This is a genomic window from Acinetobacter legionensis (assembly GCF_048551735.1).
Lineage (GTDB): Bacteria > Pseudomonadota > Gammaproteobacteria > Pseudomonadales > Moraxellaceae > Acinetobacter.
In genome coordinates this window covers 1-23,047 of sequence record NZ_JBIMBV010000010.1, presented here as the reverse complement: position 1 = coordinate 23,047, position 23,047 = coordinate 1, and the positions used below count along the sequence as shown (strand labels likewise).

General features: G+C 36.6%; 24 protein-coding genes and 1 rRNA gene. 10 read left to right on the top strand and 15 right to left on the bottom strand.

Features of this window, described 5'->3' with window-relative positions; genetic code table 11:
- Positions 1-64: 64 nt before the first annotated feature.
- Together ACG9ZL_RS10590 and ACG9ZL_RS10585 are read left to right on the top strand one after the other, a co-directional pair.
- Positions 65-1,459 carry a M16 family metallopeptidase gene (locus ACG9ZL_RS10590; RefSeq protein WP_419359963.1) on the top strand — a complete coding sequence of 465 codons (1,395 nt, stop codon included), beginning with the start codon at positions 65-67 and terminating at the stop codon, positions 1,457-1,459.
- Positions 1,460-1,472: 13 nt separating this feature from the next.
- A complete protein-coding gene (locus ACG9ZL_RS10585; RefSeq protein WP_419359961.1) occupies positions 1,473-3,083 on the top strand; it encodes a M16 family metallopeptidase in 1,611 nt (536 codons plus the stop codon).
- Between the two features lie 10 nt (positions 3,084-3,093).
- On the opposite strand, the gene ACG9ZL_RS10580 is transcribed toward ACG9ZL_RS10585, so the two are convergent.
- Both ACG9ZL_RS10580 and ACG9ZL_RS10575 read right to left on the bottom strand, forming a co-directional pair.
- Positions 3,094-3,420, bottom strand: a complete 327-nt coding sequence (locus ACG9ZL_RS10580) for a hypothetical protein (RefSeq protein WP_336950742.1) — start codon at positions 3,418-3,420, stop codon at positions 3,094-3,096.
- Positions 3,421-3,669: 249 nt separating this feature from the next.
- The gene (locus ACG9ZL_RS10575) at positions 3,670-4,029 is read right to left on the bottom strand and encodes a hypothetical protein (protein ID WP_004822225.1); all 360 of its coding nucleotides are present in this window, start codon (positions 4,027-4,029) and stop codon (positions 3,670-3,672) included.
- A gap of 222 nt (positions 4,030-4,251) precedes the next feature.
- Between ACG9ZL_RS10575 and ACG9ZL_RS10570 the strand changes: the two genes are divergently transcribed.
- From ACG9ZL_RS10570 to ACG9ZL_RS10560, 3 genes are all read left to right on the top strand, one after another.
- Positions 4,252-4,485: a hypothetical protein gene (locus tag ACG9ZL_RS10570; RefSeq protein WP_004719607.1), complete on the top strand. Its 234-nt coding sequence runs from the start codon at positions 4,252-4,254 to the stop codon at positions 4,483-4,485.
- A 179-nt stretch (positions 4,486-4,664) separates the two neighbouring features.
- Positions 4,665-5,042: a DUF2750 domain-containing protein gene (locus ACG9ZL_RS10565; protein ID WP_336950740.1), complete on the top strand. Its 378-nt coding sequence runs from the start codon at positions 4,665-4,667 to the stop codon at positions 5,040-5,042.
- Between the two features lie 146 nt (positions 5,043-5,188).
- Positions 5,189-5,620, top strand: a complete 432-nt coding sequence (locus tag ACG9ZL_RS10560; RefSeq protein ID WP_004822228.1) for a CBS domain-containing protein — start codon at positions 5,189-5,191, stop codon at positions 5,618-5,620.
- A 686-nt stretch (positions 5,621-6,306) separates the two neighbouring features.
- Here the strand turns inward: ACG9ZL_RS10560 and trpB are convergent.
- The 9 genes from trpB to ACG9ZL_RS10515 form a co-directional block, all read right to left on the bottom strand.
- Positions 6,307-7,515 (bottom strand): tryptophan synthase subunit beta, encoded by a 1,209-nt coding sequence (gene trpB / locus ACG9ZL_RS10555; RefSeq protein WP_336950739.1) that lies wholly within the window; start codon positions 7,513-7,515, stop codon positions 6,307-6,309.
- Between the two features lie 63 nt (positions 7,516-7,578).
- Positions 7,579-8,766 (bottom strand): vWA domain-containing protein, encoded by a 1,188-nt coding sequence (locus ACG9ZL_RS10550; protein ID WP_336950738.1) that lies wholly within the window; start codon positions 8,764-8,766, stop codon positions 7,579-7,581.
- A 15-nt stretch (positions 8,767-8,781) separates the two neighbouring features.
- Positions 8,782-9,633 (bottom strand): AAA family ATPase, encoded by an 852-nt coding sequence (locus ACG9ZL_RS10545; protein ID WP_336950737.1) that lies wholly within the window; start codon positions 9,631-9,633, stop codon positions 8,782-8,784.
- A gap of 20 nt (positions 9,634-9,653) precedes the next feature.
- Complete coding sequence (locus ACG9ZL_RS10540; RefSeq protein WP_419359960.1) at positions 9,654-10,067, bottom strand: hypothetical protein; 414 nt, start codon at positions 10,065-10,067, stop codon at positions 9,654-9,656.
- Positions 10,060-10,365: a YcgL domain-containing protein gene (locus tag ACG9ZL_RS10535; RefSeq protein ID WP_336950735.1), complete on the bottom strand. Its 306-nt coding sequence runs from the start codon at positions 10,363-10,365 to the stop codon at positions 10,060-10,062. Before ACG9ZL_RS10535 ends, ACG9ZL_RS10540 begins: the two co-directional genes overlap by 8 nt.
- 181 nt (positions 10,366-10,546) lie before the next feature.
- Positions 10,547-11,689 (bottom strand): ribonuclease D, encoded by a 1,143-nt coding sequence (locus ACG9ZL_RS10530; RefSeq protein ID WP_336950734.1) that lies wholly within the window; start codon positions 11,687-11,689, stop codon positions 10,547-10,549.
- A 347-nt stretch (positions 11,690-12,036) separates the two neighbouring features.
- Complete coding sequence (gene recR, locus ACG9ZL_RS10525; protein WP_419359958.1) at positions 12,037-12,633, bottom strand: recombination mediator RecR; 597 nt, start codon at positions 12,631-12,633, stop codon at positions 12,037-12,039.
- Between the two features lie 10 nt (positions 12,634-12,643).
- Complete coding sequence (locus tag ACG9ZL_RS10520; RefSeq protein ID WP_004719585.1) at positions 12,644-12,973, bottom strand: YbaB/EbfC family nucleoid-associated protein; 330 nt, start codon at positions 12,971-12,973, stop codon at positions 12,644-12,646.
- Between the two features lie 113 nt (positions 12,974-13,086).
- Positions 13,087-14,274 (bottom strand): O-succinylhomoserine sulfhydrylase, encoded by a 1,188-nt coding sequence (locus tag ACG9ZL_RS10515; RefSeq protein ID WP_336950732.1) that lies wholly within the window; start codon positions 14,272-14,274, stop codon positions 13,087-13,089.
- Positions 14,275-14,415: 141 nt separating this feature from the next.
- Between ACG9ZL_RS10515 and ACG9ZL_RS10510 the strand changes: the two genes are divergently transcribed.
- From ACG9ZL_RS10510 to ACG9ZL_RS10490, 5 genes are all read left to right on the top strand, one after another.
- Positions 14,416-15,507, top strand: a complete 1,092-nt coding sequence (locus ACG9ZL_RS10510; protein ID WP_336950731.1) for an alpha/beta fold hydrolase — start codon at positions 14,416-14,418, stop codon at positions 15,505-15,507.
- Positions 15,508-15,516: 9 nt separating this feature from the next.
- Positions 15,517-16,389 (top strand): NAD(P)-dependent oxidoreductase, encoded by an 873-nt coding sequence (locus ACG9ZL_RS10505; protein ID WP_336950730.1) that lies wholly within the window; start codon positions 15,517-15,519, stop codon positions 16,387-16,389.
- 81 nt (positions 16,390-16,470) lie between these two features.
- Complete coding sequence (locus ACG9ZL_RS10500) at positions 16,471-16,737, top strand: YARHG domain-containing protein (protein ID WP_004719576.1); 267 nt, start codon at positions 16,471-16,473, stop codon at positions 16,735-16,737.
- Positions 16,738-16,765: 28 nt separating this feature from the next.
- Positions 16,766-17,182, top strand: coding sequence for an HIT family protein (locus ACG9ZL_RS10495; protein ID WP_336950729.1), 417 nt, complete (start codon positions 16,766-16,768; stop codon positions 17,180-17,182).
- A gap of 221 nt (positions 17,183-17,403) precedes the next feature.
- Entirely contained in the window at positions 17,404-18,510 is a 1,107-nt protein-coding gene (locus ACG9ZL_RS10490; RefSeq protein ID WP_336950728.1) for a porin, read from the top strand.
- 679 nt (positions 18,511-19,189) lie between these two features.
- Here ACG9ZL_RS10490 and ACG9ZL_RS10485 read toward each other — a convergent pair.
- The 4 genes from ACG9ZL_RS10485 to rrf form a co-directional block, all read right to left on the bottom strand.
- Positions 19,190-19,753: a DUF4256 domain-containing protein gene (locus tag ACG9ZL_RS10485; protein WP_419327357.1), complete on the bottom strand. Its 564-nt coding sequence runs from the start codon at positions 19,751-19,753 to the stop codon at positions 19,190-19,192.
- Between the two features lie 408 nt (positions 19,754-20,161).
- A complete protein-coding gene (locus tag ACG9ZL_RS10480) occupies positions 20,162-21,361 on the bottom strand; it encodes a hypothetical protein (RefSeq protein ID WP_419359956.1) in 1,200 nt (399 codons plus the stop codon).
- Between the two features lie 519 nt (positions 21,362-21,880).
- On the bottom strand, positions 21,881-22,273 hold the full coding sequence (locus ACG9ZL_RS10475; RefSeq protein ID WP_419359954.1) for a putative signal transducing protein: 393 nt from the start codon (positions 22,271-22,273) through the stop codon (positions 21,881-21,883).
- Positions 22,274-22,679: 406 nt separating this feature from the next.
- Positions 22,680-22,794 (bottom strand): 5S ribosomal RNA (rrf, locus tag ACG9ZL_RS10470).
- Positions 22,795-23,047: the final 253 nt, after the last annotated feature.

Here is a 23,047-nt window from a genome sequence, read left to right as displayed (position 1 = left end):
CTTGCTTTAAATCATTAATTTTTTAAGAATAGTTCTAAATTTAAAATAATTTTTTGGGTTATCTGTGTATATTCTGAAATCTAGATTCTTTAATCTTCTTAGACAATCCAAAGTTATCATTGCGCCAATCTTCTTTTTATCATTAAGCACGATAAATACTCAACTTCAGGCAGCACCTCAAAGCCAACTTTCAAGGACTACTTTCGAAACCACACTTAAAAATGGTTTAAAAGTGATTATCAGAGAAGATCATCGCTCTCCAATTGTCATGACTCAAATTTGGTATGGTGTTGGCAGTAGTGATGAGTCTGGTAATGTGCTTGGTATTTCCCATGTACTTGAACATATGATGTTTAAAGGAACTAAAAAGGTTCCAGATGATGAGTTTGCACGTTTAAGTCGTATTTATGGTGGCCGCACCAACGCTGCCACATATACAAATTACACCAACTATTATCAGCTTTACCCCAAGAAGTATTTTCCATTGGCTTTGGAACTTGAAGCAGACCGTATGACAAATCTGGTCCTCAAACAACAAGACTTTGATCCTGAAATCAAAGTGGTTATGGAGGAAAGACGACAACGGACAGATGATAATCCACGAAATCTAGCCTACGAACGTTTTAAATGGATCGCCTATCCAACCAGTCACCACCGTCAACCTGTGATTGGCTTTATGAAAAACCTACAGAATATTCGTCTGGATGATCTTAAACATTGGTATCAAACATGGTACACGCCCAATAATGCGACTTTAGTCATTGTAGGAGATGTCAATGCAGAACAGGCACTTAAACAAGTTGAAAAATATTTTGCAGCAATTCCCAAAAAGGAACTTCCAGACCGTAATGATGTTTTAGAGTTTGACCGAATGGGGTATCGGCATATGGAAGTGCAGTTGCCAGTACAAGTGCCCAACTTATTTATGGCTTGGAATGTCAAATCCATTGCCACAGCAAAAAACCCACAAGATGCCTACGCACTAACCATTATCCAGTCCTTACTGGATGGCGGAATCTCCGCTCGTTTACAAGACCGTCTGATTCGAGATAAGAAAGTGCTGACCGCAATCAGTGTCAGTTATGACCCCTATAATCGTGGCGACAGTTTATTTATGATCTCCGCGATCCCAAGTGATGATGTTTCTCTGGATGAGGCACAAAAAGCGATTGAAAAAGAGATGAATTTATTTAAAACAGAATTGGTCAATCAAACTGAACTCGATCGTGTCAAAAACAACTTCGTTTCAAATTTAATCTATAGTCAGGATGATATTGGTGGACAAGCCAATATGATTGGGAATTTGGAAGTAAATGGCCTAAGTTTTCGTTTAATGGATGAATTACCTAAACATTATGACAAAGTGACACCACAAGATTTACAACGAATTGCCAATATTTATTTTGTCAAAGCCAATCTGAGTAGTTTGTATTTAATGCCTGAAAGTACAAAAGAATAAAAAAGGATCTCTCATGAATTTTAATCCATTCTCGACCTATTCGATAAAAATACCCTTGTTTGTGTTCATCAGCTTACTCTACTCCCCCCTTAACCATGCGGAGGTTGAATTAGACAATCATGATGAAACGGAGGTTGTTGTAGATGATTCAACACTTAAAGCAAATTCGACCTTACAAAGCTTAAAAAATTTAGATAAACATCAACTGTATCAAGCGCCATTTGTTCAAGACCTCTCCAACAACCAAAAAGTCAGGACACTTTTTGTTTCAGCCACCGACCTGCCTATTGTGGATATTCAACTCACCTTTAATGCAGGTTCGTCACAAGATGAAGCACTAGGAAAAGGCTTGTATGGTATGGCAAATATGGCAGCCAAGCTGATCACTGAAGGGACAGATCAATATACAGCAAAACAAATTGCGTCAACATTTGAAGGATTAGGTGCTCAATTTAGTGTTACGGCGTACCGTGATATGTTTGTCGTCCGACTTCGGGTCTTATCAGATCCTGAAAAATTAAACCCTGCCATCAATACCATGCTACATGTGCTGAATCATGCACAATTTAATCCATCGGGTTTAAATCTTGTATTAAACAATACCAAAGTTGGGCAGAAGCAAATTCAAGAAAATCCAAGTCGGATTATGAATATTCGCTTTTATCGTGCTCTGTATGGACAACATCCTTATGCCGAGCCCACTGTTGGCACCAATGGGAGCCTAAAAAAAATTACTCCAGAACTACTTAGAGCGTATCGACAAAAACTGCTTGTTGCCCAAAACATGAATATTGCTATTACTGGTAATTTAACTTCAGCCGATGCAACTCAACTGGCCAATTTAATCAGTCAAAACCTCACCCAAGGTGAAGCTGCACAAGCACTTCCTGAACCACAAGATCAAGATGATTTTAATATCCATTACATCCCGTTTAACTCAACCCAAGCCAACGTAATGATGGGACACTTGGCGATTCAGCGCAGTGATCCAGATCGTGTTGCACTAGAAGTCGCCAATCAAATGTTTGGCGGAAGTGGATTTAATTCCATTTTAATGAAAGAACTTCGAGTTAAACGGGGTTATACCTATGGAGCTTATAGCAATTTGACCTCCACAATGGCTCAAGGTTTCTTCAGCTTGAGTTATTCCACTGAACAAAATCAATTGATGGAGAGTATCAAAGTTACACATCAGGCCTTACGCGATTTTGTAAAAAATCCAATACAAAGAAAACAGCTCGAAGAAACTAAGGAAGGCATGTTACGTTCTTTCCCAATGACCTTCAGCTCCAATGCCAATATCAATGCACAAATCGCATCGATTGGCTTTTATCAACTTCCTGCGGATTATTTAACCCAATATCAAAAGCAATTGAGTCAAGTTACCACCAAACAAGTTCAAAAAGCTATTCAAAAACATCTTCGTGCAGACCGTCTCACTTTGGTTGTTGTTGCACCGATACTGGATCAGAATGCGTTAAAAGACATGTTGAAGGCTGATTTAACCACCCCAGAGCAATCCAGTTCAAATCAAAACCAGCAAATGGATACGCATACCATGCCGGATGTCCCGACTTTGATCATTCAAAAAACTATTCGTACGCAAGCTGGATCAGTCAAATAAATATTATCCATTATTGCGGATCTTTACTATCCACAGCTGGATATCGTTTTACTTGTTGATTTTCAAAATGGTAGGCACGTAATAGACGTAAATATTCAACCACATAAATACGATCTTGGCTGCGTAATTGATTGGCAATCTTTTGTGTCTTTGGATTGCTTGCTTGTTGTGAATATTGCAAAACATATTTGTATTGATTTGGATTAATTGGGCGTGTTAAAGCCAGTATTGCAAGAAAAATCATCAATGCGATGATTACAGCAACAAAACAATTCAAGATTTTTTCCACAGGGAATGAATAGAATAATTTTTGAAAATAATCTTTGAATTTTTGCATGAACTACCTCTAATTACAGATAGTTTATCATCCTGACCATAAAAATATAGGGCTTTCTTCAAGACATCTGAAGATCGGTTGTAAGATGATCTTTAAGATCAAAATTGATAGATAGTACGACAGCGCTTAATAATCCCATCATAGATATCATAGCGTGTAGAGATGAAAGTTAAAGCCCTCTTCTCATATTCAAGAAAAGGGCTTGAGTAAAGTTAAGCAACTCGTGAATCACTTCAATATTAGTACCAATTAAAGGATCGTTGCACGTAAGAATGCGAAATACAAAATAATCGCGATAATTGCCAATGCAATGCTGACAGCAAAGATACTCACTCCACCCTCTGCATGCGCAGGGTGCAAATCATCATCATCAGCAAGACGCCTCAATTCGCCATCATAGATTCGGTAAAAACCTGCTTTTTGCACTGGATTTAAGTTTCGGGTATAATCGTACACGCGTTTACGCTGGGCTAAACAATAATCCCCAAGATGGATTTCTTGATGATAAATTGCCTCATCCAGTTGTTTACGGTGATACTGAGCTAATTCTACGATCTGAGACTCAGCAGCGGGTACATCAAAAATAAAGCCATCTATAGTGTTTGTCATTTTGCTCTCCCTTTGTCTTAATTCTCATATTGATTTTAATAAATATTATTTCTGATTAATGTTTAATCATGTAATCTTATCTTCGTCAAGCATAGATTTCAAATCACTTGACAAACAAGGCTAATTGTAATATTAGTTTAATAAAGTTAAGTTAGATTAGTTAAGTATAAGCTCCGTTGGGGAGCTATGTTAAAAGATCATAATTACAATAAGGAGTTATATATGATTCATCAGATCTCTCACCAAGACTTAGAACATGTTTATGCAGATGCTGTAAATACAATCCAATGTGAAATGAACTTTGTAGAAGCAGTAAAAGCATTAGAAGATGCGGCGAAGGCTGGCCATGGTAAAGCAGCAATGTTTCTTGCAGAACTTTACTACCAAGGTTTCCGCGTTGAACGTGATTCTCTAAAAGCCCAATATTGGCAAAAGATGGCAACCATGCAAGCATAATAAAACGTCACTTAGGTGGCGTTTTTTTTGCCCTATCATTTTTATTTTTTAATAAATCATTACGTTTTCAATACATTTTTTATTGTTTTAATAAATGCTTACGATTGAGCATAAAGCACCAACAGTTCTTATAAGAATTTCAACTACAATAGGCAATGTACTAAATAAGATTATTAATTATGAAAAAGTATATTCATCTTCAGCCCATTTCGAATGAATTGTTTATTAAAATTTCTATTTTAAAATCACTCATGTATTGTGGTGTACTTTGGGGACTTTACCATGATGGCTGGGCAATGAAGTCTGGTTCAAATGAAGTTTATTTTCCTTTTTGGCTAAATGCTGTTCAAGCCCATCAGTATGCAAAGATTCATTGGCCCCACTACACCCCACGTAGAATAACACCTAAAGATTTTAGAGACTCGCTGTTACCCACGTTAACACGGCTCAATATCATGCCAGCATTGTTTAATTCTTCATCTCGAAAATTTAAACTCTCAACGTCTCAAATGGAACATTTCTTTTTTCATAGTCATGTTCAATTTCAAACGACTTAAAGGCGAAGATATATTTTTATCGGTTTAAAATTGTTGTAAAAAATAAACTTTATATTTTATGACTGCCAAGTATTTGCAAAGTTAAAAAATACAGTTAATTTAAAGGTGTGCAGATTGGTAAGTACCCTAGAAAAGGAAGAATAATTATGACGACAGTAGCACAAGTAATCCAAGATAAGATTGGTCGTGAAATTTATACGATTTCACCCTCTGCCACAGTATTAGAAGCCATTACACTTATGGCAAACAAAGGTATTGGTGCTGTGGTTGTCACTCAAGATACAAAGGTCGTTGGAATTCTTTCTGAACGCGACTATACACGTAAAATTGCGCTTATGCAGCGTACATCTGACCATACAACAGTCGCTGAAATTATGACCTCTAGAGTGATTTCTGTGACCCGTGGCCATACCGTTGAAGAATGTTTAAATTTAATGACTGACGGACACCTACGCCATTTACCTGTAATTGAAGGCGAAACACTGGTTGGGTTTGTTTCTATTGGCGATTTAGTCAAAGCTACGATGGAAGATCAAAGAAAATTGATTGAACAGTTAAGACAATATATTTCAGGTTAAGTTAAATTATAAAAATACAACCCTCCCTCCATGTGGAGGGTTTTTTCTTGTGCTTAGAAAACTAACAGCTAAGTTATAATCAAAACTGCCTATTTATTCAAACAAATGACTTCCATCAAGTCATTGATCAGAAATGAAGCACATTTTTTGTATGGACTTTTAAAAACTGTTGGGGGATCAATTCATTTTTGGTATTTTTGAACCCTAGATGGTTATCCTTCTAAGGGGCGACTAGTATGTTTCCGTTGAGGGACCTAAAGGACGTACCCCTCGCCTAACATCAGCAGAAACAAAACACTACTTGGTTTGCAGCGCAAAGTTTAGCAACTCCTACGAAAAGTGAGGCATCGCCTACGCAAAGGCATTTAAGCTTTGAATGTATGGTGTGGCATTGCAAGCGTGTTTATATTCAAATAAATTATTTTTCTCATGCAATTGATTTATTTGAATATTAATTAATAGAAATTCTACTCTTATGTCTGAGTTTTTTACAGATTAGCTATAAAATATCAAATTTTTTTATTTTAATATATTACAAATAATCATCTATTTTGAGTTGCATGTCTTTAATTAATATAGCTATAAACAATTTACTTCATTAAGTAGAAGCTAAACCTGAATTTCAAATTTAACGACAAAATAAAAACCTAGCCAATGCTAGGTTTTTAGATCAAATCAATTTTTAATCAGTTTAGATTTAACTTTCCAGCAACATAGTCGGCATCTTTGTCACCACGTCCAGAAAGGTTTACAACAATTTTAATTTCTTTCGCTAATTTAGGCGCTTCGCGAATTGCCCACGCCACAGCATGAGAACTTTCTAATGCAGGAACAATCCCTTCTATTCGTGAAAGGGTCATAAACGCATCTAAACACTCTTGATCGGTTGCTGTAGAGTAATCCACGCGGCCTAAATCTTTTAAAAAGCTATGTTGAGGGCCCACACCTGGATAATCTAAACCAGATGCAATCGAGTGCACAGGCAAGGGTTCGCCCTGTTCATCTTCAAGCACATAACATGCCATACCATGAATCTGACTTGGTTTACCTAAAGTCAATGTTGCTGAATGCTGTTGAGTATCCAGACCATGACCTGCTGGTTCCACACCAACAAGTTTAACCTCTGCATCATTTAAAAATGCAGTGAATGCGCCAATTGCATTTGAGCCACCGCCTACACATGCAACTACATAATCAGGTTGTGCGCCAAAGCGATCTTGGGCTTGAACTTTAATTTCATTGCCAATAATAGATTGGAAATCACGTACCATTTTTGGGAAAGGATGCGGTCCAACCACAGAACCAATCGCATAAATAAAGTTTTTAGGATCTTTTAAATACTCTTCAAATGCACTATCTACAGCATCTTTGAGTGTTGCAGTACCTTGAGTGACTGAAACCAGTTTTGCACCTAAAATCTTCATTTTCACGACATTGGGATGCTCTTTTTCAATATCCACCTGTCCCATATGAATTTCACATGGAATACCGACCAAAGCACACGCTGTTGCAAGTGCAACGCCATGTTGACCAGCACCTGTTTCTGCGATTACTTTGGTTTTACCCATATATTTGGCAAGCAAAGCTTCGCCCAAACAATGGTTAATTTTATGTGCGCCTGTATGATTTAAGTCTTCACGCTTTAAATAGATTTGTGCACCACCCAATTGATCAGAAAGGCGTCTTGCATGGTATAAAGGACTAGGACGACCTACATAATTGGCAAATAAATCAGCCAATTCATTTTGAAATTCAGGCGTTTTACGAATTTCTTCATATGCAATATTGATTTCATCCATTGCTTCTTTTAAATGAGGTGGAATAAATTGACCACCATATTCACCAAAAAAGCCTTGTTCATTTGGTAATGCAATACCATTTATTTGATGATCCATTTCTTTCCCTATTTAATAAATTAGCCGTTGAATTTATGAATAACAACTTTGCTTGAGAATAATTTATCGTGACAAATATTTCGTCATATCCTCAATACCTTTAAGGGTCATTGGAAACATATGATCGTCGAATAATTGTTTAATAAGTGCGATGGTTTGCGTGTAATGCCAGTAACCTTGCTCTTCTGGATTTAACCATGCTGTTTTTTCAAAATGATTGCGTAAGCGACGTAACCATACATCCCCAGCTTCATCATTCATATATTCGACAGAACCACCAACCGATTTCAGCTCATAAGGTGCCATACTTGCATCACCTACCACAATTACACGATAGTCTTTCCCGTAGGTATTAAATAAATCCCATGTATTCATGCGGGTAGACGAACGACGATGATTATCTTTCCACACATAGTCATATAGACAGTTATGGAAATAGAAATACTCTAAAGTTTTAAATTCAGTTTTTGCCGCGCTAAACAGTTTTTCACATTGCGCAATGTGTGAATCCATCGATCCACCCACATCAAACAACATCAAAACTTTAATACGGTTACGCCGTTCAGGCACCATTTGTACATCTAGAATGCCCTGTTTGGCAGTTTCATAAATAGTGCTGTTAATATCTAATTCTTCTGCAGCACCTTGACGAGCAAACTTACGTAAACGACGTAAAGCCATTTGCATTTGTCGAGTACCCAAAATTTGTTCATCATCCAAATTTTGAAACTTACGCTGTTCCCAAACTTTTACGGCTGAATTTTTGCGACTCGGGCCGCCAATTCTCACGCCTTCAGGATGGTCACCAAAAGCACCGAACGGTGAAGTTCCACCTGTGCCAACCATACGGTTGCCGCCTTGATGTTTTTTGTGTTGTTCACGCAAGCGCTCTTCCAACATCTTCATTAGTTCTTCAAGCGAACCTGCTTTCAGCAATTCAGCACGTTGTTCTGGTGTTAAATGTTTTTCAAGTAACTCTAAATCAAACCAGTCTTTGGGAAGTTTTTGAACTTTACTGAGCAGATCATCGATATCAAAAGTATGAATACCTTCAAAATAATCTTTCATGGCACGGTCAAATTTGTCAAAGAAGCGTTCATCTTTGACCATGACTGTTTTTACTAATTGATAAAAATCATCTTGATCGGCAAAAACTAATCCTTCACTAATTGCCTGGTTGAGATCAATGAGTTCACGTGTTGAAACTGGAACACCATATTTCCTGAGGGTATAAAATAATCGCACAAACATGTTGCGATCTCCTCATTAACGACGTGACATAAAGGCTAAGCGTTCAAGCAACTGTACATCTTGCTCATTTTTAATCAATGCGCCATATAAAGGTGGAATCGCTTTTGATTTATCATGATTACGCAAAATGTCTTCAGGCATATCATCTGCCATTAACAAGCTTAACCAGTCAATTAATTCAGATGTTGAAGGAGGTTTCTTTAAGCCAGGCACTTGGCGTAATTTAAAGAAGACTTGTAATGCTTCTGAAACCAGTGTTCCGGAGATATCAGGAAAATGAACTGCGATAATTTCACGCATCGTTTCTTCATCAGGAAATTCAATATAATGGAAAAAACAACGACGTAAAAACGCGTCTGGCAGTTCTTTTTCATTATTTGAAGTAATGATCACAATCGGACGTTGAGTTGCAGTAATGGTCTCACCTGTTTCATAGACAAAAAATGACATTTTGTCTAATTCATGTAGCAAGTCATTTGGAAATTCAATATCGGCTTTGTCTATTTCATCAATCAACAATACACAGCGCTCTTCGCTGGTAAATGCATCCCACAACTTACCTGGTTTGATGTAGTTTTTAATATCGTAAACACGGTCATCACCCAACTGGCTATCACGTAAACGAGAAACTGCATCATATTCATACAAACCTTGCTGTGCTTTGGTTGTAGATTTAATATGCCAAGTAATTAATTTAAGGCCTAGACTCTCAGCAACTTGTTCAGCCAATAAGGTTTTACCTGTACCAGGTTCGCCTTTGACTAATAATGGCTTTTGCAATGCTCGAGCTGCTTTTACAGCCAGTTTTAAACTATCCGTTGCGATATACTGTTCAGTACCTGTGAATTGTTGAGAATCTACAGACATAACTTACCTTTATTTTTTATTTAAAGTGGTGAAATATTTTTTGCTACAGCGCTTGCTTGGGCATTTTTCGTAGTTTTGTATTTAGACCAAAAAAATCCAATGACTAAACCAATACCCATAACAAATGTAATTAAGGCAAGATTTGACCAAATCAATGGTGAATCCTTGGTAAGAATACCAAATAACAGTCCAAAAATTGCTGGCGCAATCGCTGAGTTTGGTCCTTCAGAAATGGTCGGGGTTGCTAGAACGGCAAATACAATGATCCATGTAATACCGCCAAGTGGCGATGGCAATCGCTTTGAAATCGAATACCAGCACCATAAAATCAACAGCGTCCCAAGAATATAGACGGATATTGCAATATTATCTTCTGGGATAGAATCAAATAGATCTAAAAAATTTGCCCATATTCCTGATAACTGATCAAGCACCACGTAGTCCCTCTGGTTCAACCGCATTTGGGTTAATTAAACCTTCTGGCGGCATTTGAATAAAGAAGCCTTTTGTATTAAGTGAATCGATTACATGTAACACATTTACACGTGCCAATGGTCTAGTTTCACTTAGTTCAAGATGCATTACATGCGTAGCCCGACCAAAGGCAATACGTAGAGGCTCAGAAAGAGCCGCTAAGGGATCTGCACTTTCATCTTTATTTGGATGATTTGGACGAGCCACATAAAGATACATTTCATCTTTTTTGCTCGATTTATAAATATCACAATGCATTTTAAACAACAGCTTCAGTAAAACTTAGTTGACAGCATACATGAAAAAAACAATGGAGACATTATCGAAAGTTAACGCATCAGTCGTTATTTAGGTTCAATTGCTAATTCTTTGATCAATAGTAACGCAATAGTCTTGAAGATTATTCCCCTAAACAATAGCTCAAAAGAACCAGTTCCAATCACTCATTTACTTTCATCTGCATACTTAAAAATTTAATATCTTCTTGTAGTAAATGGATAAGCGGCTGAGTGAGCAATTCATAGCGCCATCCCAGTAAATACCCAGGTAAATCTTGCTCATTACCATGAAATACCACATGATGATACAAGGCATTCAGCCATTTTTTACGCATAAGTACTTCTTTGGGTACTTGCATTTCAAATGAAACCTGAGAAATCAACTCATCTACTTCAACCGTGATTCCCTGAGATGAATGTTTGATTGGGCGAGCAATACGAAGTGGCCACTCATCTGTTTCAGGCAGGAATTTCAATAAATCTAAAATTGTTTTTCCATGCTCACGAACAATATTGGGACGTATCCCCTTAACAGAAGACAATTGAAAATTATTTTTTGGATTGACTTCAACTAAATCAATCATTGTGGCACTTTTGAGAATAAAGCTACGCGGTTGATTCAGTGCTTTAACCATTTCTTCACGCCAAACACTCAACTGTTGCAATTGCATTAGCTGTTTTCTGGAATGACGGTAATTACCAATATCACAATACAATTTGTCTTTCGGGGTTTCAGAAGCAATTTCAAAAGTCAAATTTTGGCAATCTTCAAGCACATGCGAGTATAAACTTTTCTCGACCAATTCAGCTTTTACTTTTTCAGCCAGACGCATAATGTATAAAACATCATTAGCAGCATAATTCATTTGTTCATCTGTTAGTGGTCGAGCCAACCAATCTGAACGTGTCTGATCTTTATCAATATCGATATCTAAGACTAATTTCAAAGCATTTTGATAACTGACTTGTAGACCATGGCCTAAAAAAGACAGCCCAACTTGCGTATCGAACACATTATTCAGGTTTTTTTTATCTGCATAATGATAAATTAAATCAATATCTTCCCCACAGGCATGAAAAACATTTTGCTGTGCTTTAAAAAGCTCAAACCAAAATTGATCTAAATTTAGAGTTGTACCGTCGAGCAAGAATACTTGACCATTGACATTAATTTGGAATACACCGAGTTTTGGCCAAAGTGTGTCGACTTTAATAAATTCAGTATCTAGACCATAAGTCGAAGTATGTTGCATCAAATTCAACACATGTTCGAGATCGGTCTGTTGATTAATAAATTGAAACATGTCAGTTTAAGTCAAAATGTTACATTCAAATGAAATATGATTTTACCTTAATATATAAAATTTAAATATAATATTTTTAAACTAATTCTCCGTAAACACCTTATTTTTCAATAAAGTTTCTTGTGAATATTTATTTTATATATAGGTTTTACAACTTAATAAAAGCATATTTTAAAGTAATAAATAACCAGGCTAATCATTGATTTAGCTTGAGTGTACATAAAAAATTTAGAATGAATGTAAATAATTTTTAAATTAAACAGAGTTTGTTGATCTTTTAATCGTTATCGCATTTGCGCTAAACATCCAAGCCCAACAAACTCTAAATGCTACAAAACCTAAGATCACTATTTCATTTGCATACGATTATGAACAGCCTGACTTAATGTATGACTATCCACATATTCCAATTCACCACCTTGTGGAACACCTTGTGCGATTCGTGTCATTTGCAAAGACAAATGTTTTGTTGCTTCTACAAGATAATGTGCAGTCGCTTGCCCTTCTACAGTTGCATTGGTGGCTAAAATTACTTCAGTAATTTTACCATCAGTTAAACGTTGCACTAAATATGGAATACCTATCTCTTCAGGACCAATACCATCTAAAGGCGACAAATGTCCACCAAGTACATGATATTTTCCTCTAAAGCTACCAGACTGCTCTATTGCCATCACATCTGCTGGGGACTCAACCACACAAAGCAGTTGATCATCCCGATCATTTGAGCAACAAATATCACAGACTTCATTTTCAGTTAAAGAATGACAAACACTACACTCATGAATATAAGAGGTTGCTTCATTTAGCGCATGCGCCAAACCAATAGCACCTTCTTTATTTTTCATGATCAAATGGAGTGCCATACGTTGAGCCGATTTCGGCCCAACACTAGGTAAGATTCGTAAAGCTTGTACGAGTTGGTCAAAACGGTCGCTAAACACCTATGATTCCTTAGAACAAACCTGAAAGACCTGGTGGTAAACCCATACCTGAATTAGCTTCTTTCATCTTCGCTTCTGTAATAACTTCAGCTTGGCGAGCCGCGTCATTCATTGCTGCTGCTATCAAGTCTTCAATCATATCTGGATCGTCTTGTAACAAATCTGGACTGATTTCGATACGCTTAACAACATTCCGGCAAGTCATTGTTACTTTTACTAAACCGCCACCAGCTTCAGCATTCACTTCAGTTTGGGCAAGTTGTTCTTTTGCCTTTTTAACGTTGCTTTCCATATCTTTCTGCATACGTTGCGCTTGCTGCATAAGCATATTAATGTTCATAAAATACTCCGAACAAAAGTCCTAAATTAAATCTCTGTCTTGCACTTTCATGACTAGTTTTTTTAAATGCCTAGAAGAAAATGAAACAAACTCTTTCACAAATTATGCTTATCTTAAATTAAATCTAATCCATGAGAAAGGTCACGAATAATATCATCGACATCTTCTAAACCAACAGACAAACGGATTAAACCTTCACGAATACCCGCTGCTGCTTTAGCTTCAGGAGAAAGCTTACCATGAGTCGTTGTCGCAGGATGAGTAATTGTTGACTTAGCATCACCCAGATTGCCTGTAATTGAGATAAATTGTGTGTGGTCAATAACTTTCCATGCACCTTCTCGCTCACCTTTCACTTCAAAAGAAACGATTCCGCCAAAACCAGTTTGTTGTTTGGCTGCTAACTCATGCCCAACATGGTCTGCTAATCCAGCAAAATAAACCTTTTCCACTTTTGGATGAGCAACCAGCCACTCGGCAATTTTTTGTGCACTTTCAGAATGCGCTTTCATGCGTAGTTTTAAGGTTTCTAAACCCTTCAAAAAGACCCATGCATTGAATGGACTCATCGATGGGCCAGCGGTACGAACATAACCAAATACTTCTTCAAGTAATTTGTGATTTCCGACCACAGCCCCACCCAGTGCACGACCTTGTCCATCTAGATATTTGGTGGCAGAGTAAATCACTAAATCTGCACCAAATTGTAATGGGCGCTGTAAAATTGGTGTGCAAAAACTGTTATCGATAGCCAATAAAGCATCATTTGCATGTGCTAAATCTGATAGTGCTTGAATATCAGCGACTTCAGCCAAGGGATTTGAAGGTGACTCAACAAACAGTAAGCGAGTTTCAGGACGAACCGCGTCTTGCCAAGCTGTTAAATCAGTTAAATCAACAAAAGTCACTGCGACATTAAATTTGGCGACATATTTTTCAAATAATGCAACAGTAGAACCAAAAACAGCACGCGAACAAATCACATGATCACCTGCTTTTAAGAACGACATTGCAACTGCCATAATGGCAGCCATACCCGAACTTGTTGCCACAGCCCGTTCACCACCTTCGAGTGCAGCTAAACGCGTTTCAAACATTGCTACTGTTGGATTGGTAAAACGTGAATAAATATTGCCTGGTTCAGCACCAGAGAATTTTGCTGCTGCTTCCGCTGCATTTTCATACACAAATGACGAAGTGAGGAAAATCGGCTCACTATGTTCACCTTCAAAACTGCGTGTATGACCTGTACGAATCGCTAAAGTATCAAGTTGGTATTCAATGTCGTCGTGCTGGCTCATTTCAACTACTCAGTCCAAAAACTGCCTTTGTAAAATATTGCCAACATTTTGAGCGTCCTATGTATTTAAGGTCAAGGTAAAATCGTAAATTATCACATACACTTCGCTTAAATCTGCATAAAAATGAGACAAACACCGCTTATGACACAAGTATCAGCTAAGTTCCAACAGCGCAAATCCAAATTGAAGAATCTAACCACACGTATCTTCAATGGTAAGTCATTGGTTTTATCTCAAAGTACCCCTTATAAAATTATTGCAGAGCATCATCAAACCAAAGTGCGTTACTATGCAGCTGTTGAAAAAAAATTTAAGGAACCTTTGGTTTTTACAGCACCATTGTCTATCAATATGGCAATCTATGATCTCTACCCTTATCGTTCACTCATTAAATATTTTACTGAACAAGGTTATGATGTTTATCTATTGGACTGGGGAAAACTCAGTTATCAAGATCGCAACTTAAACTTCTTATATTTTATTGATGAAGCCATGCCGTTATGCATTAATAAAATTCGAGAGCATGCTCAAAGTGAGCAAATATCCCTTCATGGGTGGAGTATGGCTGGCATTTTTGTATTACTTTACACGGCATTACGCCAACCCAATTATGTTAAAAACTTAATTATCTTGGCCAGTCCAATTGACAGTTACGCCTCGGGTGGCATTGGTAAACTTTATCAAAAAATAAATAATTTGATTATAAAGAGTCAAAAACTGAAAGATACTTTATATAAAGGTGGTTTACCGAAAAAACTGATACATACCCCCGGCTTACTCAATGCCATTGGTTTTAAGATTTTAGATCCAAAGGGTTGGTATGAGGGTCATAAACAATTGTTGCTAAATTTAGACGACAAAGAACTCTTGCATGAACACGCCACCCTTGGAAATTTTTTAAATCACATGGTGGATTACCCCGGTGGTGTCAATCAAGACATGTTATTTAATGTTTGGCTGCAAAATCCACTGAAAAATGGGGCAATTCAGCTCAGTAACCATAAAATTGAACTTAGAAATATCGACTGTTCACTGATGATTGGAGCTGGAAAAAATGATCAAATGGTCACCGCAGATGCAGTTAAGCCTTTAAGTGAATTGACAAAGAGTAGTGATGTCACGTTTACTCTTATTCCTGGGGGACATTTAGGGCTAATGTCTAGTCAAAAAAGTGCAGATGAATTTTGGCCTACTCTGTCCAGATGGTTAGAACAAAGATCGACAAAAATTTAAGAGATAGATATGAAGACTACAGTTGCATTTATTGGTTTAGGCGCAATGGGCTATCGTATGGCAGCACATTTACCCAAATATTTTGATACCGTATATGTATGGAATCGAAATTTTGCAAAGGCTAAGCAACATGCAACTCAGTTTGGTACTCAAGCGGTCGAACTTAATCAAGCAGTACAAGCTGATATTATTTTTTCATGTTTACCGACTAGCCAAGATATTGATGATTTAATCCAAGATTTAAAGATCAAAAATGGCGCGATTTGGGTCGATTGTACCAGTGGTGTACCTGATGCTGCGCGTAAACAGTCTGAGTATCTTCTCAAAAATAATATTCACTTTTTGGATGCACCTGTAAGTGGTCAAACCATTGGCGCTGAAAATGCAACACTGACCTTCATGGTCGGCGGTTCGGCAGAAGCGTTTCAAATTGCCCTACCTGCAATGCAAGCGATGGGTAAATTAATTAAACGTGTTGGTGACTCAGGTGCAGGCTTTGCAGTAAAAGCTGTAAATAATATGATGATGGCGGTTCATTTATGTGCGGCTGCTGAAGGATTTACCACACTGAAAGCACATGGAGTAGATTTAAATGAAGCACTTGATTGTATCAATGCATCCAGTGGTAAAAGTGGTGTGACTGAAACCGCACTACCGCAACGTATCCTCAATCGTAGCTTTCCACTGACCTTTGCTTTACCCTTATTGGCAAAAGATACCGGTATTGCCATTGATTTAGTTCGTGATGCAAGATTATCAGCACCTATTCTTGGTTTAACACAAAGCTTAATTACCGTAGCCAATAGTCTTTCAGAGCCTGATAGCGATTTTTCTACCGCCGTAAAAATGTATGAATCATGGAGCAAAATTACATTAGATTAATTTTTCGTCATTGAATAATCACAACTAAACCTTATAATCAGATTAAGTGACATGTAAATATGTCAATTTCGAGGTCGTATCATGAATAAATATGTAATTGCTACACTTTCTAGTTTATCTATTTTAGTCGCTAGTCACGCTTTTGCTGATAACACCCAAGAATGTAAAAAATTGCAAGATGATTACAATGTCATTTATGCATCAAAAGGGTTCTGTTTTAAAGATCCTGAAGCAAAAGCAAAATATAATAATGACAATTGTTATACAAGTAAGCCTAAATTTTCTGAAAAAGAGCAGCAAAAACTTGACTCTATCAAGGAACGTCAGAAAGAATTGAACTGTAAATAATCACATTCACACTTTCAAGGAAATAAACATGGCTTATGATGATCAGAATATATTTGCACGAATTTTACGTGGTGAACTTCCTGCAATTAAAGTTTATGAAGATGATCATGTGCTTGCATTTATGGATATCATGCCGCAAGCCGATGGGCACACTCTGATTATTCCGAAGGCTCCTGCTATCACATTGCTCGACTTAGATCCTGAAATTGCAGCTTATACAATCAAGATTGTGCAAAAAATAGCGCAAGCAATTGAAACAGCTTTGAATACTCAAGGTATTGTATTGATGCAACTTTCTGGGGCTTCTGCTGGACAAACCGTACCTCATGTACACTTTCATTTAATTCCGAGCTCGGTGCATGAATTAGGTCGTCACGCTATTCAAATGGGTGATCAGGAAAAAATTAAAGGGTTTGCTGAAAAAATTAAGATTGCACTGGCTTAATTAAAAATCTTTTTAGAATCAATGGGGCTAATCAGGCCTCATTTTTTTATTTAAATTACACAAATGTTAAATTCACGTCATTAAATTGTCATTTTTTCTTCACTGATATGTAACAAAGTTTACAGATACTGCATGCAAGTTAGTAAGTAGTGCACAAATCCACACTTACTGAATAAAAAAAGTAACTGCAAACCCATTGAACATGTTTTGGAGAAATCTCAATGAAAAAAGTGCTACTCGCTGCAGCAATCGCCACCCTTAGCATAAGCGCAGCTCAAGCAGCGCCAACATTGTATGGTAAATTCAACGTAACTTTAGATCAAATCGATAATAATGGCTTTAAAGACGAAAGCGTAACTAAAGTAAACTCTAACGCTTCTCGCATTGGTGTTAAAGGCGAAGAGAAATTAACAGATAAATTGTCTGCAGTTTACTTGGCAGAATGGCAAATCAGTGCTGATGGTGATGGCGATGCTTTTACTAACCGTAACCGTTTCGTGGGGATTAAATCAGACGGTATCGCAACTTTAAAAGTGGGTCAGTTTGATTCATATTTCAAAAATGCTGCTGGTAACAACCAAGATATCTTCAACGATCACAATGAACTCGATATGACTGCGATTTTAGTTGGTGAAGATCGTTTAAAAAACGTGATCGGTTTTGAAACTGATAAAAAATTATTGGCTGGTTTAGCTTTCAACATCATGTTCCAGCAAGGTGAAGAATCATCTGCTTTAAAAAATGATGCTAAAGGCCAAAAAGGTAGTCGTGATAGTTTCGGTGATGGTATCTCTACCTCACTTACTTATGACAACAAAGACTACGGTTTAGCTGCTGCTGTTGCAGGTAACTTCGGTGTTGCATCTAAATATAATGCATATAACTCTGAATTAGGTAGTAACACAATCTACTCTGACGCAATCCGTGTTACAGGTTCTGTAGACTTGAAACCTGCGGGTCTTGATGGCTTAGTATTCGGTGCATTATGGCAAACAGCCAAACCAACTGATGACACTGTTGCAACCACTTCTGGTACTACAGTAACATCGTTCAAAGGCTTGAAAGAAAATGCTTATGGCATCACTGCTGCATATGCGATTCCTTCTACACCAATTAAGCTAAAAGCTGAATATATTTCTGCAACAACAGAACTCGATGGGCGTGATGATCGTAAACAAGACCTTTACGGAATTGGCGCAGATTACAACATCAATAAACAAGCTCGCTTCTATGGTGTTGTTGGTCAACAAAAACGTGATTGGTCAACGACATCTACCCCAGAGAAAAAGAAAACTGTTATTGGCTTAGGTATGGAATATAACTTCTAATCCTAATCTTTATAAAAACGGTAAGTCATCTTACCGTTTTTTATTTCGACTCAACAATAAAAAACTAATTTTATAAAATTCATATTCATTAATGAAGTAACCATAATACAAATTCAGCATTTTTATAAATAGCACATACGTTTAATCATCCATGACAGACCTGTCATTTAGCAACATCAATTTCATCATTGGATAGGCATACAGTTTCTTAAACGAAAACTAAAAATCATTAAATTTATGTTTTGTATGAACTCCTAGAAACTGTTGGCTATCGATTCATTTTTTGTACTTTTGAATCATAGACGGTTATCCTACTGTGGGGCGACATGGATGTCGCCGTTGGGGGGAGGTACAGGAGGTACCCTCGCCCATGAGCAAAAACAAAGCACTGCTTTGTTTGAAGCGCAAGGTTTGGCATCCTCTACAAAGTGAGGCATCGCCTACACAAAACTATTTAAACTTTAATGTAAAGTGCGGTATTGCAAGCTTTTTTATAATCAAACACTTTATTTACTCATGCAATTGATTTAATTAAAAATATAAATTAAGAGAAATTATATTCTTGTGTCTGAGTTTTCGACAAGCTGACTATAGGCTATGACAGGAGTTATATTCTAAACAAAAAAATAAAAACAAGCTCGATAGAATCTTAGGATTTCACTATCTCAGTTTTAAACGGTTAAAGTTTGATATAGGTTCGAAAACCACGACTCGCATAATATGAAGCAGCACCATTATGATAAGTAAATGTACGCCCATAACGCTGATCACAAAAGATCGCGCCACCTTGCTCACGTAATACTCTTGGTGTCTCGACCCAACTGGATGTTTTTAAGTCAAAATTGAATATTTGTTGTAGGGTATAATACTGTTGTTCAGTCATTAGCGCTAAAGCATGCTTCTGCACCCAATCGATCACCGTATCTTCAGGAGGATGATCCTTGCGGCTGAGTAACGCCTCTCGATCATAACACATGCTGCGCCGCCCTTTTGGCGACTCAATTGCACAATCAAAAAAATACAGACCTTCTGTATTCGGTAAAACAACCACATCAGGCTCACCGCCAGTCATTTCCATTTGTTGTAAAGCCGGTAGCTTTTCAGGACAAAGCAAAAGTTGTCTTTGTATAAAATCCCAGCTCACTTGTGCATGTCGTTCTATATGCTGTTGAAAGCGCTGTTCTAAAGTTTTTAATAGATTTTCAATTTGTAACGGACTATGTTTTTCTTGCTGTTTTGTCATTTTATTTTACTGCCTTATTTTAAGTCTTTATTAGCATAGCATTATCTCTCAAGCCTAACCAAATCCAATTTTTAGACATACAGAATTGGAATAATTAAACAGTGTGGCACTGATAATTCAATGAATTTCTCTGCATATGCAATTCCTTTTATACCAATTCAACTAAAGTTAAATATATTTTGCAATGACAAAAAAATGGCCATGGCGATCATAAGTTATGGAATTAGCGTTGACTACAATATCAATAAGCAAGCTCGCTTCTACGCAATTATTAATTAAAAAAAGTAATGAGACAGTTGCATATAGAGAACAAAAACTGTTATCAACTTAGCTATGGAATATAACTTCTAATCCTAATCTTAAAAATAGCAAGAAATCTTGTCATTTTTTACTTAACAATAAAATATTTTAAAAATCTCGTATTTCATCAAACCAAGTATTCACTGTTTCTTGATCTATATCTAATGTTGAAGCTTCAACCAGTTGCTGTATAGCAAGACCAATATCTTCTCTTTCAACAGTTTCAATATTGGGCAATGTATTAACCATCGCTACAAGTTCAATAATTACCTCCTCCACATCTTGCTTCGTCTTCGCCTTGGAGATTTCTTTTAAAGCAAATTTATATGCTTTGATCGCTATTTTTGCATTACAGCTTTCCCAATTTTCAAATGGAATCCCATATTCATTGGTAAACCATATTGAACTCCTCAATTTAGACACCGAAGAATAATCCAATTGCTTTTCTTTAGCTAAATGCTTTAATTCAGCATTTAACCTTTTCCCTATTTTTTCATCAATATTCCATCCAATGAAGGAGGTTAAATTTTCCCAAGTATTTAAAGCTGGAAAGCCTTCCAAATTTACGGCATAGCGTATCCCAATACGTTCAAGTCGTTGAAGTTGTTTTAAACTTGTTGTATTGGTTATATTCCCAGTTAAGTTTAGATTTTTTAAATTAGGAAACTGTAATAAACTTCCACAATCAAAAGCTTGGCCTAAAGGTTTAACAGTTAAATCTAACGAAGTTATTGCCGCTAAATTTTTCATAACAGGAAGATGGTATGCCGATATCATTGGATCTTGGTTTGTTGTTGGCTCTATTCTAATATGGGGATATGGTGCGGTGGTAATAATTTCAAAATGCTCAATATGACCAGCCAAATGAAGCGAATATAACGCCTTCTTGTTCTCATCATCAGGATGACTTAAATCCAGTATGATTGGATGTTCGTCTGCTTTGATTGAAAAGTTATGAATTTGAGCATGACTTAAATCTAGACAAATCGCTTGCGTAGGTCGCCAAGAAAAATCTTCTATTACTCTTTTCTTCGACCATTCAATAAAACCCTGATCATTTCCCCAATAATAAAAAAATCTCGGCCAATTTCCATAAGGATACAAATGCGGATTTTGTTGACCATGTGGCGTATAAAAAATATTAAAAGCATCCCAATTGATTACAGCATTTTCATCGACAAGAACATCAACCTTTTTCTTGTCCATTCCGATTCGACCAATTGAGAAGCTTCCTTGCCCTGCTGGAATTTTTATCTGATGGCTATTTGTACCTATTAAAGAAACATAAATGGGAGTATTTCTATCCATGTTCATCCATTATTTGTAAATTGCAGTGTTCAGATTTCAGCAAATATAAGTACTTATGATTGTGCAAATAAACTCTACATAGAATATATCAAGTTTAAAGCTTAGCCTTTGTTTCATTTTAACAAAAATATGAACATGTTAGGTTTAGCTCTATATTTCAACTTTCCCAATTTAGATACTTAGATGGTCTAAATGACCTTGATGATCTATTTTGACCACAATCAGCTGATCAGATAATTTCTGATTAACAGTATAATCAAAGATGGTAAAATATGATGTATCATATTTTCCATCTGGATAAAGCCCACGCCCTGTTAAATATAATTTGGTAAAAATAAAAAATCATCACCTAATTCTTTAATATGAAAATCCACATTTTCTTTACCCCCTCCAACTTCAAAATCCTGTTGAATGATGCATTGGTTTTATTGATCAAATTTTGCGATATTTTCTAGAAAGTGATTTATTTGATCTAAAGTTTGCTTATTTAAAATATCTTGCCAATTTACCAATATAGCACTAGCTCCAAAAATGTTGGCACTCTTTACACTTCGTTCCATTTTTATAAAAAAAGAGTGGAAAACCAAGCAATAAAAAAACCAAATAAGCGGGACGTTTTCCTTGTGTATATGACTGTATATCACTACTACCACAATTTGGGCAACTTTCACTTGCTCCAAACTGTTGTTCTAATTCTTGGCTAAAATCTTGGGTAAGTAATCCTTTAGCCTCTTCTGCATAGCTTTCAGGAACTAACAGTCGCACACCACCCAAAGCATTGGAGTAAAGCCAATCCATGTTAATGGTGTGTTCATTTTCAATACGTGCTGGAATTTCAGCTGCTTCTAATTGTATTTTGGCAATCTGAGCCTCGTAAGGAAATGAATATGTTTCAGCGACCACCCATTGCATAAGAACACCTAACAGAAATAAAATTGAATTTTAAGCTCAATTCATTTAACTGTATATTGCATAAATTTATTCAGTTGATGCTTTCATTTTTTAAGCTATGTCAAAGCAAAGCAAATTTCATAAAAAATAAGGAAATACGTTGAAGGATAGATAGGTTTTAAATTCCTGTACAAATTCTTCCGAGCTAATAGAAAAATTATTATGAATTATTTAAATTTCATCTTTTATCCTATTCTGCTTAAGTCACCCATAACTATAGTTTGTCGGAACTCTATCCTACTTTTCTATATTTTGAGGAGGATATAAAACAACAAAATTTACATCTTATTCTTACTATTTATTATTTTCTTTCACACATAAAAAAACACCCCGTTCTCGTTAGAGACCGGGGTGTTTTAGATTTAAAAGCTGGCGATGACTTACTCTCACATGGGTAACCCCACACTACCATCAGCGCTAAGAGGTTTCACTTCTGAGTTCGGGAAGGGATCAGGTGGTTCACTCTTGCTATTGTCGCCAGCAAACTGTTATGGACTTGTTCGGGTCTTATTTAAATGCCTTACTTCGTACCAAATGAGTTTAACAGAACATTTGAGTTGAATATTTTAACTAGCTTTACAACTAAATCAAGTATGTTTGATCTTTTATGAATCAAATGATGCCTACTTCTTTCGAAGTTCGTATACAACTGCTTGGGTGTTGTATAGTCAAGCCTCACGAGCAATTAGTATTGGTCAGCTTCATGCGTCACCGCACTTCCACATCCAACCTATC

Coding starts and splice junctions, on each gene's coding strand:
- ACG9ZL_RS10585 (WP_419359961.1), top strand. CDS start 1,473: ATGAATTTTAATCCATTCTCGACCTATTCGATAAAAATACCCTTGTTT.
- ACG9ZL_RS10580 (WP_336950742.1), bottom strand. CDS start 3,420: ATGCAAAAATTCAAAGATTATTTTCAAAAATTATTCTATTCATTCCCT.
- ACG9ZL_RS10575 (WP_004822225.1), bottom strand. CDS start 4,029: ATGACAAACACTATAGATGGCTTTATTTTTGATGTACCCGCTGCTGAG.
- ACG9ZL_RS10570 (WP_004719607.1), top strand. CDS start 4,252: ATGATTCATCAGATCTCTCACCAAGACTTAGAACATGTTTATGCAGAT.
- ACG9ZL_RS10565 (WP_336950740.1), top strand. CDS start 4,665: ATGAAAAAGTATATTCATCTTCAGCCCATTTCGAATGAATTGTTTATT.
- ACG9ZL_RS10560 (WP_004822228.1), top strand. CDS start 5,189: ATGACGACAGTAGCACAAGTAATCCAAGATAAGATTGGTCGTGAAATT.
- trpB (WP_336950739.1), bottom strand. CDS start 7,515: ATGGATCATCAAATAAATGGTATTGCATTACCAAATGAACAAGGCTTT.
- ACG9ZL_RS10550 (WP_336950738.1), bottom strand. CDS start 8,766: ATGTTTGTGCGATTATTTTATACCCTCAGGAAATATGGTGTTCCAGTT.
- ACG9ZL_RS10545 (WP_336950737.1), bottom strand. CDS start 9,633: ATGTCTGTAGATTCTCAACAATTCACAGGTACTGAACAGTATATCGCA.
- ACG9ZL_RS10535 (WP_336950735.1), bottom strand. CDS start 10,365: ATGCATTGTGATATTTATAAATCGAGCAAAAAAGATGAAATGTATCTT.
- ACG9ZL_RS10530 (WP_336950734.1), bottom strand. CDS start 11,689: ATGTTTCAATTTATTAATCAACAGACCGATCTCGAACATGTGTTGAAT.
- ACG9ZL_RS10520 (WP_004719585.1), bottom strand. CDS start 12,973: ATGAACATTAATATGCTTATGCAGCAAGCGCAACGTATGCAGAAAGAT.
- ACG9ZL_RS10515 (WP_336950732.1), bottom strand. CDS start 14,274: ATGAGCCAGCACGACGACATTGAATACCAACTTGATACTTTAGCGATT.
- ACG9ZL_RS10510 (WP_336950731.1), top strand. CDS start 14,416: ATGACACAAGTATCAGCTAAGTTCCAACAGCGCAAATCCAAATTGAAG.
- ACG9ZL_RS10505 (WP_336950730.1), top strand. CDS start 15,517: ATGAAGACTACAGTTGCATTTATTGGTTTAGGCGCAATGGGCTATCGT.
- ACG9ZL_RS10500 (WP_004719576.1), top strand. CDS start 16,471: ATGAATAAATATGTAATTGCTACACTTTCTAGTTTATCTATTTTAGTC.
- ACG9ZL_RS10495 (WP_336950729.1), top strand. CDS start 16,766: ATGGCTTATGATGATCAGAATATATTTGCACGAATTTTACGTGGTGAA.
- ACG9ZL_RS10490 (WP_336950728.1), top strand. CDS start 17,404: ATGAAAAAAGTGCTACTCGCTGCAGCAATCGCCACCCTTAGCATAAGC.
- ACG9ZL_RS10485 (WP_419327357.1), bottom strand. CDS start 19,753: ATGACAAAACAGCAAGAAAAACATAGTCCGTTACAAATTGAAAATCTA.
- ACG9ZL_RS10480 (WP_419359956.1), bottom strand. CDS start 21,361: ATGGATAGAAATACTCCCATTTATGTTTCTTTAATAGGTACAAATAGC.
- ACG9ZL_RS10475 (WP_419359954.1), bottom strand. CDS start 22,273: ATGCAATGGGTGGTCGCTGAAACATATTCATTTCCTTACGAGGCTCAG.